Origin of the sequence: Thauera sp. JM12B12, assembly GCF_039614725.1 — a bacterium.
GTDB lineage: Bacteria > Pseudomonadota > Gammaproteobacteria > Burkholderiales > Rhodocyclaceae > Thauera.
Genome location: NZ_CP154859.1, coordinates 2,526,859 through 2,540,371 on the forward strand (window position 1 = coordinate 2,526,859; position 13,513 = coordinate 2,540,371).

Consider the following 13,513-nt stretch of genomic DNA (forward strand, 5'->3'; position numbering starts at 1 on the left):
AGAATTTCGACCAGCCGACCCATCACAGCCCGACAAACCCACCGGATGAAAGCAGCAGTCCTACCCAATCGCTCCTGAACCCGGAAAGCGCGATGGTGCGCGCCGTTCGTCCTGCCCGTGTGTCTTTTCGCGGGAGAACGATCCAAATGAAGCGCATGCTTTTCAATGCGACGCAGGCCGAAGAACTGCGCGTCGCGATCGTGGACGGTCAAAAACTGATCGACCTCGATATCGAATCGGCCGCCAAGGAAGAACGCAAGAGCAACATCTACAAGGCGGTCATCACCCGCATCGAGCCCAGCCTCGAGGCGGCTTTCGTCGACTACGGCGCCGATCGCCACGGTTTCCTGCCCTTCAAGGAGATCTCGCGCGCCTACTTCCAGCCGGGCGTCGACGCGAGCAAGGCCTCGATCAAGGAGGCCCTCAAGGAAGGCCAGGAACTGATCGTCCAGGTCGAGAAGGACGAGCGCGGCAACAAAGGGGCGGCGCTGACCACCTACATCTCGCTCGCCGGCCGCTACCTGGTGCTCATGCCCAACAATCCCCGCGGCGGCGGCGTTTCGCGCCGCGTCGAGGGTGACGAGCGCGCCGAGCTGCGCGAGGCCATGGACCAGCTCGAGGTGCCGCAGGGCATGAGCCTGATCGCGCGCACCGCAGCCATCGGCCGCAGCGCCGAAGAGCTGCAGTGGGACCTCAACTACCTCCTGCAGCTGTGGACCGCAATCGAAGGCGCAGCCCAGGGCCAGACCGGCGCGTTCCTGATCTACCAGGAAGGCAGCCTGGTCATCCGCGCGATCCGCGACTACTTCCAGCCCGACATCGGCGAGATCCTGATCGACACCGACGACATCTACGAGCAGGCGCGCCAGTTCATGGCTCACGTCATGCCCGGCAACGTCGCCCGCGTGAAGCGCTACAGCGACGACGTGCCGCTGTTCTCGCGCTTCCAGATCGAGCACCAGATCGAGTCGGCCTACTCCCGCCAGGTGAACCTGCCCTCGGGCGGCGCCGTGGTCATCGACCACACCGAGGCGCTGGTCTCGATCGACGTCAACTCGGGGCGCGCCACCAAGGGCTCGGACATCGAGGAGACCGCGTTCCGCACCAACTGCGAGGCTGCGGACGAGATCGCCCGCCAGCTGCGCCTGCGCGACCTCGGCGGCCTCATCGTCATCGACTTCATCGACATGGAGTCGGCGAAGAACCAGCGCGAGGTCGAGAACCGCCTGCGCGACGCCCTGCGCCACGATCGCGCGCGGGTGCAGACCGGCAAGATCAGCCGCTTCGGCCTGCTCGAGCTGTCGCGCCAGCGCCTGCGCCCGGCGCTCGCCGAGACCAGCTACATCACCTGCCCGCGCTGCAACGGCACCGGTCACATCCGCAGCACCGAATCGTCGGCGCTGCACATCGTGCGCATCCTCGAAGAGGAAGCGATGAAGGAGAACACCGGAGCGGTGCACCTGCAGGTGCCGGTCGATGTCGCCACCTTCCTGCTCAACGAGAAGCGGGTGGACATTGCCCGCATCGAGATGCGCCACAAGGTGCAGCTGATCATCGTCCCGAACCGCCACCTCGAGACGCCGGCACACGAGATCATCCGCCTGCGCCACGACCAGCTCAACGCCGAGGACATCGCGCTGGCGAGCTATCAGATGGTGCAGAAGCCCGCCGAGGAGGACGCCCGCCTGCCGTCCAAGGCGAACGAACGCCCGACGCGTCCGGAAGCCGCGGTCAAGGGCATCGCACCGGCTCAGCCCGCTCCCGTTGCGGCGGTCGAACCGGCACCGGCCGCCGCGCAGGCACCTGCATCCGACGCGCCCAAGGGCCTCATCGCCCGCATCATGAGCTGGTTCGGCGGCGGTAAGGCCGAGCCGTCCCCCGCACCTGCGCCGGTGGTGGAAGAGCCCGCCAAGCGCGAGCAGCCTCGCAGCCGAGGCGAACGCAGCGGCGAAGGTCGCCGCGGCAATGGCAACCGTGGCCGCCGCAACGAGCGCGATGGCGAAGCGCAGCCGCAGGCCGGCCGCGGCGCACGCGGCGAACGCGCCGACCGGGGAGAGAGTGCCGACAAGCCCCAACGCTCCGCCACCGAGCGGCAGGAGCGCAACGAGCGCGGCGAACGTGCCGAGGGCGGCCGCGGCCGCGGTCGCAATCAGCGCGGCGCGCGAACGGACGAGGCCGTCGAACGCAATGACAAGGTGGCCGAGGAGCGTGCCGCGGCGGACGAGGACATGCTGAAGGCCGCCGCCGCGGCGAGCACGATCGCCCCCAGCGCAGACGCAGGTGACCAGGTCGCCGCCGAAGCGGTCACGGGTGATACCGCCGGCGAGGAAGGAGCGCCCACCGAAAAGCGTCGCCGTCGTGGCCGCGGCCGCGGTCGTCGCAGTGGCGAGGGACAAGCCGCCGCCGGCACGAGCGCCGAGGCGGCCGATCTTGCCGACGAGACCGAAGCCTCCGCAATGGTCAGTGCCGATGCCGCAACCACGCCGGCGAGTGCCTCCCCGGCGGTCGAGCAGGAATCGGCTCCGGTTGCCGACCTGCCGGTGCCCGCTCCGGCGACCGAGGCGACCACGGTGACGGCGAGCGCATCGCCCGAACCTGCGCCGATGCCGGTGGTCGTTGCGACCGCCCCGGAGGCCGTGGAGACGGTGCCGACGGTCGGACCCGAGGCCCAGGCCGAGGCTGAGCCGGCGCGCGACACCGAGACGGTCGCCGCGGCAATTGCAACCGGGGAAGAAGAGGTCAAGGCCGCAGAGGTCGTGACCGAAGTGGCTGCGGGAGAGGTGACGGAGGTAGTCGCGGCCGAAGCGGCTCCGGCCGAAGCGCCCGTCGAGCTCGCGACGCAAGCCGTGGCGCCCGCCGCGGTTGCCGAGCAGTCGGCACCCGAAGCCACGCCCGCTGTCGTCGCCGACACCCAGGTCGAAGAGGCACCGACCGCAGTCGAGCCGGCTGCGGTCGAGGCGGTCGCCGCCCAGGACGACCGCGCGCCGAGCGCGCCGATCACGCTGCCCGCCCAGGAGGCTGCAAGCGGCCTGATCAAGATCGAGACCGACCCGAGCAAGCTCGCTCAGTTCGGTAGCGGCGCGGTGGAAGCGCCCCGGCTCGGTCGCAAGCCGCGGCCTGCGCCGGTGATCATCGAGGAACCGCTGCAACAGGTCGAGACGCACAAGTAAGGTTGCGCAGCCGCTGACGAAAAGGCCACCCGGAAACGGGTGGCCTTTTTCTTTCAGCTTGCCGGACCCGCGCGCGCAAGCACCATCCGCGCTGGTCGCGCACCCCTCGCGCGGCGTTCAGACCCGGGCGCTGATCGTTTCCAGCAAGCCACGCACCCCGTGTTCGCACATGTCGAGCACGAGGTCGAAGCCGCGCGGCCCGCCGTAATAGGGATCGGGGACCTCGTCATCGAAGCGCCCCGAACCGTCGAACTGCATGAACAGGCCCAGCCGCGGCTGATACACCGGCGGACACAGCCGTCGCATCGACTCGAGATGCCCGCGGTCCATCGCGAGCACCAGATCGAAGCTCTGGAAGTCGAGCAGCTCGATCTTGCGCGCCCGCAGTCTCGACAGATCGTAGCCGCGCAGCTTCGCCGCTTTCTGCGTGCGCGGATCGGGCGCCTCGCCCGCGTGGTAACCCTGGGTGCCGGCCGAATCAACCTCGACCCGCCCGGCGAGCCCCCCCGTCTCGATGAAGTGCCGCGCCACCCCTTCCGCGGTCGGTGACCTGCAGATGTTTCCAGAGCACACGAACAGGATCCTGGTCATGTCTTCCCCTCCTTGTTTTTTCTTCTTCAAACGCTACCGTGCTGGTCCGCGCCAAACGCGCGCTGGCGCAGCTTGAACAGCTCGTCGCGCGCGGCGGCGGCCTTCTCGAACTCCAGGTTGCGGGCGTGCTCCTGCATCTCCTTTTCCAGGCGCTTGATCGCCCGCGCCAGCGCCTTCTCGTCCATCACCGCGTAGTCGGCGCCCTTGTCGGCCACGCGCGCCACGTCGCGCTTGGCTCCATCCGAATCATAGACCCCGTCGATGATGTCCTTGATCCGTTTCGTCACCGACTTCGGCACGATGCCGTTGGCCTCGTTGAAGGCGATCTGCTTGTGGCGGCGGCGCTCGGTCTCGCCGATCGCCGCCTTCATCGAGTCGGTGACGCGGTCGGCGTAGAGGATCGCGGTGCCGTGCAGGTGGCGCGCGGCGCGGCCGATGGTCTGGATCAGCGAGCGCTCGGAACGCAGAAAGCCCTCCTTGTCGGCGTCCAGAATCGCCACCAGCGACACCTCGGGGATGTCCAGGCCCTCGCGCAGCAGGTTGATGCCCACCAGCACGTCGAACTCGCCCAGGCGCAGGTCGCGGATGATCTCGACCCGCTCCACGGTGTCGATGTCCGAGTGCAGGTAGCGCACGCGGATGCCGTTGTCGGCGAGGTAGTCGGTGAGGTCCTCGGCCATGCGCTTGGTGAGCACGGTGACCAGCACGCGCTCGTTCACCGCCAGGCGCTTCTTGATCTCGCCGAGCAGGTCGTCCACCTGCGTCATCGCCGGGCGCACCTCGACCATCGGGTCGATCAGGCCGGTCGGACGCACCACCTGCTCCACCACCTGGCCCTGATGTTCCTCCTCGTACTTGGCCGGCGTGGCGGAGACGAAGACGGTCTGCGGCATCAGGCGCTCGAACTCGTCGAACTTCAGCGGCCGGTTGTCCAGCGCCGAGGGCAGGCGGAAGCCGTAGCCGACCAGGTTCTCCTTGCGCGAGCGGTCGCCCTTGTACATGCCGCCCACCTGACCGATGGCCACGTGCGATTCGTCGATGAACAGCAGCGCGTCCTGCGGCAGATAGTCGATCAGCGTCGGCGGCGGCTCGCCCGGGCCGCGCCCCGACAAGTGCCGTGAATAGTTCTCGATGCCCTTGCAGAAGCCCATCTCGTTGAGCATCTCAAGGTCGAAGCGGGTGCGCTGCTCGATGCGCTGCGCCTCCACCAGCTTGCCCTCGCGCTGGAAGAAGGACACACGCTCCTTCAACTCCTCCTTGATCGCCTCAATCGCCTGCAGCACGGTCGCGCGCGGCGTCACGTAGTGGCTGGACGGATACACGGTGAAGCGCGCCAGCTTGTGCTTGAGGTGGCCGGTGAGCGGGTCGAACAGGGTCAGATGCTCGATCTCGTCGTCGAACATCTCGATGCGCACCGCGAGTTCGGCGTTCTCCGCCGGGAACACGTCGATCACGTCGCCGCGCACGCGGAAGGTGCCGCGGCGAAAGTCGATGTCGGCGCGGGTGTATTGCATCGCCACCAGGCGCTGGATGAGGTCGCGGTGCGCCAGGCGCTCGCCCTCGCGCAGGTGCAGGATCATCGCGTGGTAATCCACCGGGTCGCCGATGCCGTAGATGCACGACACCGTGGCCACGATCACCACGTCGCGGCGCTCCATCAGGCTCTTGGTCGCCGACAGCCTCATCTGTTCGATGTGCTCGTTGATCGATGAGTCCTTCTCGATGAAGAGGTCGCGCGAGGGCACGTAGGCCTCGGGCTGGTAGTAGTCGTAGTAGCTGACGAAGTACTCGACCGCGTTCTCGGGCAGGAACTCCTTGAACTCGGCATACAGCTGCGCCGCCAGCGTCTTGTTCGGCGCCAGCACCAGCGCCGGCCGCCCCATGCGGGCGATGACGTTGGCCATGGTGTAGGTCTTGCCCGAGCCGGTTACGCCGAGCAAGGTCTGGTACATCAGGCCGTCCTCGACCCCCTCGCACAGCAGGCGGATCGCCTCGGGCTGGTCGCCGGCGGGCGGAAAGGGCTGGTGCAGGCGGAAGGGGCTGCCCGCGTAAGTGAGCACGGTCCCGCCTTGCTGCAGCGCATCGTTTCCGCCGCTATTGCCTTGACTCGTCATGCTAAAATTCCCGCTCCATTCCGGTGCATCGCCACCCGGCGGCACCGGACGAAAACGCCGATTATTTCCCAAATCGCGTGACAAGGCACGGTGCACCGCCGTTCCCGCCACGCGCACCCACTGCTGCCCTACCGGAACAACTGGAGTCCTCATGTCCGCTTCGATCTTCGCCGCCGTCGAGATGGCGCCCCGTGACCCGATCCTTGGCCTGAACGAGGCCTTCGCCGCCGACACCCGCGCCGAGAAGGTCAACCTCGGCGTCGGCGTGTACTACGACGACAACGGCAAGATCCCGCTGCTCGCCGCCGTGCGCGCCGCCGAGAAGGCCCGCCTCGAAGCCATGCCGCCGCGCGGCTACCAGCCGATCGAAGGCCCCGCCGCCTACAACAACGCGGTGCAGGGCCTGCTCTTCGGCAAGGACTCGCAGCTCGCCACCAGCGGCCAGACCGTCACCATCGAGGCCCTGGGCGGCACCGGCGCGCTCAAGGTCGGCGCCGACTACCTCAAGCGCCTGGTGCCCGGCGCCACCGTGTACATCTCCGACCCGAGCTGGGAGAACCACCGCGCGCTGTTCGAGTCCGCCGGCTTTCCGGTCGAGAACTACCCCTACTACGACGCCGCCACCCGCGGCGTGAACTTCGCCGGCATGAAGGCCAAGCTCGACAGCCTGCAGCCCGGCTCGGTCATCGTGCTGCACGCCTGCTGCCACAACCCCACCGGCGCCGACCTGTCGGATGCGCAGTGGGACGAAGTCGTCGCCGTGTGCCGTGAGCGTGGCCTCATCCCCTTCCTCGACATGGCCTACCAGGGCTTCGCCGAAGGCATCGACGCCGACGCCGTGGCGGTGCGTGCGCTGTCGGCCAGCGGCCTGCAGTTCTTCGTGTCGAGCTCGTTCTCGAAGAGCTTCTCGCTCTACGGCGAGCGCGTCGGCGCGCTGTCCATCGTCACCGCCAGCAAGGAAGAAGCCGGGCGCGTGCTGTCGCAGGTCAAGCGCGTGATCCGCACCAACTACTCCAACCCGCCGATCCACGGCGGCGCCATCGTCGCCGCGGTGCTCTCCTCGCCCGAGCTGCGCCAGATGTGGGAAGACGAGCTCGGCGGCATGCGCGAGCGCATCCGCGCCATGCGCACCGGCCTGGTCGAGCAGCTGAAGGCCGAGGGCGTGGCGCAGGACTTCTCCTTCGTGATCAAGCAGCGCGGCATGTTCTCCTACACCGGCCTCACTGCCGCCCAGGTCGAGCAGCTGAAGTCGGACTTCGGCATCTACGCCGTGTCGACCGGCCGTATCTGCCTGGCGGCGCTCAACTCCAAGAACATCGGCTACGTCGCCAAGGCGATCGCGCAGGTGGTCAAGGGCTGATCGTCCTCCCGCGTCGAGGCGGAAGCGGCTGACTCAACAAATTTGCCGCCTTCGCCTTGACGCAAGCGCGCACGCTGCCTAGAATGCGCGCCTCTGTTCCCCGATAGCTCAGTCGGTAGAGCGCCGGACTGTTAATCCGTAGGTCCCTGGTTCGAGCCCAGGTCGGGGAGCCAAGTTTCAGGACTTGGTGTTTCTCCAAGGAACAGCAAGTCGCACAGCGTCACCCGCAGCGCAGGCTGCAAAAAAGTCAATTCCCCGATAGCTCAGTCGGTAGAGCGCCGGACTGTTAATCCGTAGGTCCCTGGTTCGAGCCCAGGTCGGGGAGCCAAGACAGGCAAAAGGCCAACCTTCCGGGGTTGGCCTTTTGCTTTGCGTGGGCGCCCTCGCGCCAGCACCGTATCCGCGAACATGCGCCTTCCCGCCCTGCTCCTGATCATCGTACTCGCCGCCCTCCTCGCCTCCGGCGTGTCGCCGTACGATCGAGGCGTGTGGTGGGCGGAGGTGATGCCGGTGCTGATCGCCGTGCCGATCCTGGTCGCAAGTGCGCGCCGCTTCCCGCTCACCCCGCTCACCTACGGTCTGATCGCCTTCTTCTCACTGATCCTGATCCTGGGTGGTACCTACACCTATGCGCGGGTGCCAATCGGCTTCGCGGTGCAGGACTGGTTCGATCTCGCGCGCAACCCATACGACCGATTCGGCCATTTCTTCCAGGGCGTGACGCCGGCCATCCTCGGCCGCGAACTGCTACTGCGCACCTCGCCGCTGCGCCCGGGCAAGTGGCTGTTCGCCCTCGTCACCCTGAGCTGTCTTGGCATCAGCGCGCTCTACGAGCTGATCGAATGGGCAGCCGCCGAGCTGTGGGCGGGCGGGGCGGTGGAGTTCGTCGGCATGCAGGGCGATCCTTGGGACGCGCAAGCCGACATGCTGATGGCACTGCTGGGGGCGATGCTGGCTCAGGCGGCGCTGAGCCGCCTGCATGATCGTCAGCTCGGACGATTACCCGGCACCGCAGACTGAGGCGGGCCGGGCGCTTCATATCCTCAGACGCCGTGCCGCCGGCGATGCTGGCGCGACGCAGCCGAACTTTCGCTATCCGCATATGCATGCCGCGCCGCAGTCATCTCGGCCAGCACGGTGGCCACCTTGTGGTTGAGCGTCCCCTTCGGGATCACGCCCTTGGCGTCGGGCTCGCCCGCTTCGACCCCGGTCAGCACGCTCATCGCCTGGTCGACGGTCTCCACCGCATGGATGTGGAAGCGTCCCTCGGCGGCCGCCTGCACGACGTCCTCGCGCAGCATCAGGTGGCGCACGCTGGCGGCCGGGATGACCACGCCGTGCGACCCATCCAGCCCGCGCGCCTTGCACAGGTCGTAGAAGCCCTCGATCTTCTCGTTCACCCCGCCGATCACCTGCACCTCGCCGAACTGGTTCACCGAGCCGGTGATCGCGAAGCGCTGCTGGATGGGGATCTGCGTGAGCGCCGACAGCAGCGCGCAGAGCTCGGCGAGCGAGGCCGAATCGCCCTCGACCGGCGCGTAGGACTGCTCGAACACCAGGCTCGCCGACAGCGACAGCGGCTGGTGGCGGGCGTAGCGCGCGGCGAGGAAGGCGGACAGGATCAGGACGCCCTTGGAGTGGATCGCGCCGCCGAGCTCGGTCTCGCGCTCGATGTCGACCACGTCGCCCTCGCCCATGCGCACCGTGGCGGTGATGCGCACCGGATGGCCGAAGTGCTCGCCGGCGAGTTCGATCACCACCAGGCCGTTGATCTGGCCGGCGCGCTCGCCGTCGGTGGAGATCAGCGTCGTGCCGTCGAGCATCGACTCGAGCACGCGTGTCGGATAGCGGTTGGCGCGCCGTTCTCGGGCCGCGAGCGCGTCCTCCACCTCGCTCCGTCCGGTGGCGCTCAGGCCCTTCTGGCGAGCGTGGAAGTCGGCTTCGCGCATGAGGTCGGACAGCGAACGCGTATTGAGCGACAGACGCCCCGAATCCTCGGCAAGCCGCGACGCTTCCTCGACCAGGCGGGCAACACCGCTGCGATGCACCGGCAGCAGCTTCGCGCCGCGCGCGAGCAGCGCCATGAGGCGCGCGTATTCGCACTCGTTGTCGGGCGTGCGCGGGATGTCGTCGTTGAAGTCGGCCGCCACCTTGAACAGGTCGGCGAACTCGGGATCGTGCTCCATGAGCAAGTAATACACGTCGCGGTCGCCGATCAGCACCACCTTGAGCGCGCTCGGCACCGCCTCCGGCTCCAGCGTCAGCGCGCCACTCCAGCCCTGCGCCTCGGCGGGCGGTTCGATGCGGATCTCGCCTGCGCGCAGGCTGCGCTTGAGCCCCTCCCAGGCGAAGGGTTGCGACAGCAGGCGCTCGGCGTCGAGCACCAGGTAGCCGCCGTTGGCCCGGTGCAGCGCCCCCGCACGGATCAGGTTGAAGTGGCTGACCTGGTTGCCCTGCTGCACGACATGCTCGATGCGGCCGATCAGGTTGCCGTAGCCGGGGTTGTTCTCGAACACCACCGGCGCGCCGTGAGATGCGGAGTGGTCGACCAGCAGCTTCACCTGGTAGCGGTGGTAGCGGGTGTTCTCCTCCGGCTCGGGCGCCTCGTCGTCCTCCTCGTCGAGCATGGTGCCGCGCACCGCGCTGTCGATGACGTCGCGCTCGACTGCATCCAGAAAGGCGAGCACTGCGGGCAGGTCCTCGTGCGCCTCGCGCACCTCGCGCAGCAGGTGCGCGACCGCAGGCCCGAGCACCTCGCGCTCGGCGCGGTCGATCGACTCGCGCACCGACTTGCGCCACCCCGGGAAGTCGTTGAGCAGGTCCTCCAGACGGTCGCTCCAGGCACCGATGCGCGCCTCGATCGCCTTGCGCTCGTCATCGGGGAGCGCCTCGAAGACCTCCGGCGACATCGGCTCGTCATCCTTGGTCGGCGCGAACACGAAGCCTTCCGGCGTCTGCAGCAGCGATATGCCCTCGGCGCTGCAGGCCTGACCGAGCTCGCGCAACGCCGCCTCCTCGCGCGCCTTGTGCGCGCTCTGCAGCGATTCGACGCGCTCGACATGGGCGTCGCTGTCGAGCGCCGCGCCAAGCGCCGGGCCGAGATCGCGAATGAAGGTCTGCATGCAGGTGCGCAGCGCGACGCCGCGCCCGGCGGGCAGGGTCAGCAGGCGCGGCTTGAGCGCCTCGTCGAAGTTGTGCAGGTAACACAGGTCGGGCGGCACCGGCTCGCCCGCCGCGCGCTCGCGCAGCAGGCGGAAGGTGGTCGCGTGCTTGCCGCTGCCGGCGTCGCCGAGCACGAACACGTGATACCCGGTGTGCCCCATCGCGAGGCCGAAGCGGATCGCCTCGACGGCGCGCTCCTGGCCGAGGTCGCCGGCATGGTCGGCGAGGGATTCGGTGGTTTCGAAGGTGAAGCAGGTGGGGTCGCAGCGCTTGCGCAATGCCGTCGGCGGCAGCGGCACGAGATCGGCCATGTTCGATTTTTCTCCTTGTGCCCGGTCGGCACGGAGCGCAATGATACACCCCCACCGCGCAGCGCCTCGTCCCGGGTGCCGGACCGAACCCACCCTTGCACCCCACTGTCCACGGTTCGATAATCCCGCCACTCCAACCCGCAGCCGACCATGAAAGTCATTCCGATCCAGCAGGCCGCTGCTCCCGTCACCGCAGCGGATCCCGCATGCCGCCCGGCGCCCGGCGAGGCGCTCCTCGACCGCCGCGGACGCAGCGTGCGCGACCTGCGCATCTCGGTCACCGACCGCTGCAACTTCCGCTGCGTGTACTGCATGCCGCGCGAGGTGTTCGGCGAGGACTACGCCTTCCTGCCCCGGCGCGAGCTGCTGAGCTTCGAGGAGATCACGCGCGTGGCGCGCCTGTTCGTCGCCCGCGGCGTGCGCAAGATCCGCATCACCGGCGGCGAACCCCTGCTGCGCAAGGACGTGGATCGCCTGATCGGCATGCTCGCCGCGCTCGACGGCGTCGAGATCACCCTCACCACCAACGGGGTGCTGCTGCCCAAGCTCGCGCGCCGTCTCAGGGACGCCGGCCTGCATCGCGTCACCGTGAGCCTGGACGCGCTCGACGACGCGCTCTTCCGGCGCATGAACGACGCCGACTATCCGGTCGCGAAGGTGCTCGAAGGCATCGAAGCCGCGAAGATCGCCGGCCTCGGCCCGATCAAGGTGAACATGGTCGTCAAGCGCGGTACCAACGACGCCGACATCGAGCCGATGGCCGCGCATTTTCGCCACAGCGGCCACATCCTGCGCTTCATCGAGTTCATGGACGTGGGCGCTTCCAACGGCTGGAAGATGGACGAGGTCTTGCCCTCGCGCGAGGTCATCGACCGCATCGACCGGCTGTTCCCGCTCGAACCGATCGACCCCAACTACGAGGGCGAGGTCGCCGAGCGCTGGCGGTACAGGGACGGATCCGGCGAGATCGGCGTGATCTCGTCGGTCACCCAGGCCTTCTGCTCCACCTGCACCCGCATCCGGCTGTCCACCGAGGGCAAGCTCTACACCTGCCTGTTCGCCCAGCAGGGCCACGACCTGCGCACGCTGCTGCGTGGCGACGCCGCCGACGACGCGATCGATGCGGCGATCGCCGGCGTGTGGCTGGCGCGCGAGGATCGCTACTCCGAGATCCGCACCGCCGACACGGCCGCGCTGCGCAAGATCGAGATGTCCTACATCGGCGGCTGACCGCACGGCGGGCGCTGCGCCCGATCAGTCGCGGAGCGCCTCCAGCTCGAAGCTGAGCACGACGTCATCGCCCACCATGCCGCGGTCGATGCCGTAGTTCATGCCCCACTGGCTGCGCTGGATCGTGGTGCGCGCGGAGATCCCCAGCGTGTGCTTGCGATGCCCGAAGGGATAGGCAGCCGCCTTGTTCAGGCTGACCTCGAGCACCACCGGGTGCGTCTGGCCGAGCAGGGTGAGCTGTCCGCTCAGCTTGCCCATGAGCCGCCCGCCCTCCTCGGCGCCGGGCTCGAACGCGGTGGCCTCGAAGACGATCTCCGGATGCTTGGCCGCATCGAGGAAATCACTGTCACGGACATGGCGGTCGCGCGCCTTGTGGTTGCTGAACACGCTGTCGGCTGCTACCACCACCCTGCCCGACTTCAGCGTGCGCGCCGCCTCGTCGTACTCGAAGCGGCCGTTCGCCTTCAGGAACATGCCGATCACGTCCGAATAGCCGATGTGATTGACCTGGAACGCGATCGCGAAGTGGTCGGGGTCGATCGTGTAGCTGCGGGTCTCGGCCCACACGGGGCCGACGCCCAGCGTGCCTGCAAGCGCGGCCGCGGCCAGCAGGCGCGAATACCGTTTGCTCGATTCCATTTGTGCATTCTCCTCCGGGTTGTCGGGAACACTTCTGGGCGGTCACGACCGGCGCGGACGGGTGCGATGCAGCCATCGAACGTCGATCGCGAATGAAACCGCCAGCAGCCAGAGCGCCAGGGCAAGCAGCACCGTCGCCAGTCCGCCGTCGATCACCGGCAGCAGGCACACGAGCAGCGTCCCCACCTGCCAGACGCACACCAGCTTGCGCCGGAAACGCTCCGGCAGCGGGCGATCCAGCCAGGGCCACGGACGCATCGCGCCAACAAAGGCGTAGCGCATCGCGCCGATCGCGAGCACCCACGGTCCGGCCTTGCCCATCATCAGCAGCTGCACGCACAGGACGAGGATCAGGAAGGCGTCGAGCTCCATGTCGAAGCGGGCACCGAAGGCGCTCGCGCATGCGTAGCGGCGCGCCACCCAACCATCGACCCCGTCGAGCAGCAGCGCCACACCCGCCACCGCCGCGATCGGCAACGCGTGCGCCTCGACCCACTGCGGCGCCCCGAGCGCGCCTGCCAGCAAGGCCACCAGCACCGCGCGCACCAGCGTGACCTGGTTCGCCGGTCCCAGCCCGCGCTGCGGATCCGGCCACTGGTACAGGATCAGCGCGCCCATCGCGACGAAGATCCCGACCGCCCCCGCCGCCGCTTGCGCGGGCATGGCCAGCGCGCTCATCGCCAGCAGCGCCAGCGCCAGCATGGCCGCCAGCGCCACGGCCAGCTCCAGCCCCAGGCGCGGCGACACCCGGCACCGCATCGGCAACCCACGGTCCTCCATGCGCACCCCTGTTCCTCCGTTGCTGATCCTCGCGCCCCCGCTCGATGAGCGCGGTGCGCAGCCCTGCTACCATGCCCGCTTCGATCATTCCCGCCACGAAAGGGTTCGCGCCCGGCACCGTTCCCCGTCCGGCGCCGAGGTCACCCGCAGGCCGCA

9 protein-coding genes and 2 tRNA genes are annotated in these 13,513 nt (G+C 68.4%); 6 read left to right on the forward strand and 5 right to left on the reverse strand.

What is annotated here, in order from left to right; translation table 11 throughout:
• The first annotated feature begins 146 nt into the window (after positions 1–146).
• Positions 147–3,170, forward strand: coding sequence for an Rne/Rng family ribonuclease (locus tag AAG895_RS11370; RefSeq protein ID WP_345792123.1), 3,024 nt, complete (start codon positions 147–149; stop codon positions 3,168–3,170).
• A 117-nt stretch (positions 3,171–3,287) separates the two neighbouring features.
• On the opposite strand, the gene AAG895_RS11375 is transcribed toward AAG895_RS11370, so the two are convergent.
• Both AAG895_RS11375 and uvrB read right to left on the reverse strand, forming a co-directional pair.
• The gene (locus AAG895_RS11375) at positions 3,288–3,761 is read right to left on the reverse strand and encodes a low molecular weight protein-tyrosine-phosphatase (RefSeq protein ID WP_345792124.1); all 474 of its coding nucleotides are present in this window, start codon (positions 3,759–3,761) and stop codon (positions 3,288–3,290) included.
• A gap of 26 nt (positions 3,762–3,787) precedes the next feature.
• A complete protein-coding gene (gene uvrB / locus AAG895_RS11380; protein WP_345792125.1) occupies positions 3,788–5,875 on the reverse strand; it encodes an excinuclease ABC subunit UvrB in 2,088 nt (695 codons plus the stop codon).
• 151 nt (positions 5,876–6,026) lie between these two features.
• Here uvrB and AAG895_RS11385 point away from each other — a divergent pair, with 151 nt between their 5' ends.
• The 4 genes from AAG895_RS11385 to AAG895_RS11400 all read left to right on the forward strand — a co-directional run bounded on the left by AAG895_RS11385 (position 6,027) and on the right by AAG895_RS11400 (position 8,255).
• Positions 6,027–7,235 carry an amino acid aminotransferase gene (locus AAG895_RS11385; RefSeq protein WP_345792126.1) on the forward strand — a complete coding sequence of 403 codons (1,209 nt, stop codon included), beginning with the start codon at positions 6,027–6,029 and terminating at the stop codon, positions 7,233–7,235.
• 97 nt (positions 7,236–7,332) lie between these two features.
• Positions 7,333–7,408, forward strand: a tRNA-Asn gene (locus tag AAG895_RS11390).
• Between the two features lie 79 nt (positions 7,409–7,487).
• Positions 7,488–7,563, forward strand: a tRNA-Asn gene (locus AAG895_RS11395).
• An 80-nt stretch (positions 7,564–7,643) separates the two neighbouring features.
• Positions 7,644–8,255, forward strand: a complete 612-nt coding sequence (locus tag AAG895_RS11400) for a DUF2238 domain-containing protein (protein WP_345792127.1) — start codon at positions 7,644–7,646, stop codon at positions 8,253–8,255.
• A gap of 23 nt (positions 8,256–8,278) precedes the next feature.
• On the opposite strand, the gene AAG895_RS11405 is transcribed toward AAG895_RS11400, so the two are convergent.
• A complete protein-coding gene (locus tag AAG895_RS11405; protein WP_345792128.1) occupies positions 8,279–10,708 on the reverse strand; it encodes an AAA family ATPase in 2,430 nt (809 codons plus the stop codon).
• Between the two features lie 150 nt (positions 10,709–10,858).
• Between AAG895_RS11405 and moaA the strand changes: the two genes are divergently transcribed.
• A complete protein-coding gene (gene moaA / locus AAG895_RS11410) occupies positions 10,859–11,938 on the forward strand; it encodes a GTP 3',8-cyclase MoaA (protein ID WP_345792129.1) in 1,080 nt (359 codons plus the stop codon).
• Between the two features lie 24 nt (positions 11,939–11,962).
• Here moaA and AAG895_RS11415 read toward each other — a convergent pair whose 3' ends face one another.
• Positions 11,963–12,577 carry a YceI family protein gene (locus AAG895_RS11415; protein ID WP_345792130.1) on the reverse strand — a complete coding sequence of 205 codons (615 nt, stop codon included), beginning with the start codon at positions 12,575–12,577 and terminating at the stop codon, positions 11,963–11,965.
• Between the two features lie 42 nt (positions 12,578–12,619).
• Positions 12,620–13,357: a CDP-alcohol phosphatidyltransferase family protein gene (locus tag AAG895_RS11420; protein ID WP_345792131.1), complete on the reverse strand. Its 738-nt coding sequence runs from the start codon at positions 13,355–13,357 to the stop codon at positions 12,620–12,622.
• Positions 13,358–13,513 lie beyond the last annotated feature (156 nt).

Coding starts and splice junctions, on each gene's coding strand:
- AAG895_RS11370 (WP_345792123.1), top strand. CDS start 147: ATGAAGCGCATGCTTTTCAATGCGACGCAGGCCGAAGAACTGCGCGTC.
- AAG895_RS11375 (WP_345792124.1), bottom strand. CDS start 3,761: ATGACCAGGATCCTGTTCGTGTGCTCTGGAAACATCTGCAGGTCACCG.
- uvrB (WP_345792125.1), bottom strand. CDS start 5,875: ATGACGAGTCAAGGCAATAGCGGCGGAAACGATGCGCTGCAGCAAGGC.
- AAG895_RS11385 (WP_345792126.1), top strand. CDS start 6,027: ATGTCCGCTTCGATCTTCGCCGCCGTCGAGATGGCGCCCCGTGACCCG.
- AAG895_RS11400 (WP_345792127.1), top strand. CDS start 7,644: ATGCGCCTTCCCGCCCTGCTCCTGATCATCGTACTCGCCGCCCTCCTC.
- AAG895_RS11405 (WP_345792128.1), bottom strand. CDS start 10,708: ATGGCCGATCTCGTGCCGCTGCCGCCGACGGCATTGCGCAAGCGCTGC.
- moaA (WP_345792129.1), top strand. CDS start 10,859: ATGAAAGTCATTCCGATCCAGCAGGCCGCTGCTCCCGTCACCGCAGCG.
- AAG895_RS11415 (WP_345792130.1), bottom strand. CDS start 12,577: ATGGAATCGAGCAAACGGTATTCGCGCCTGCTGGCCGCGGCCGCGCTT.
- AAG895_RS11420 (WP_345792131.1), bottom strand. CDS start 13,357: ATGGAGGACCGTGGGTTGCCGATGCGGTGCCGGGTGTCGCCGCGCCTG.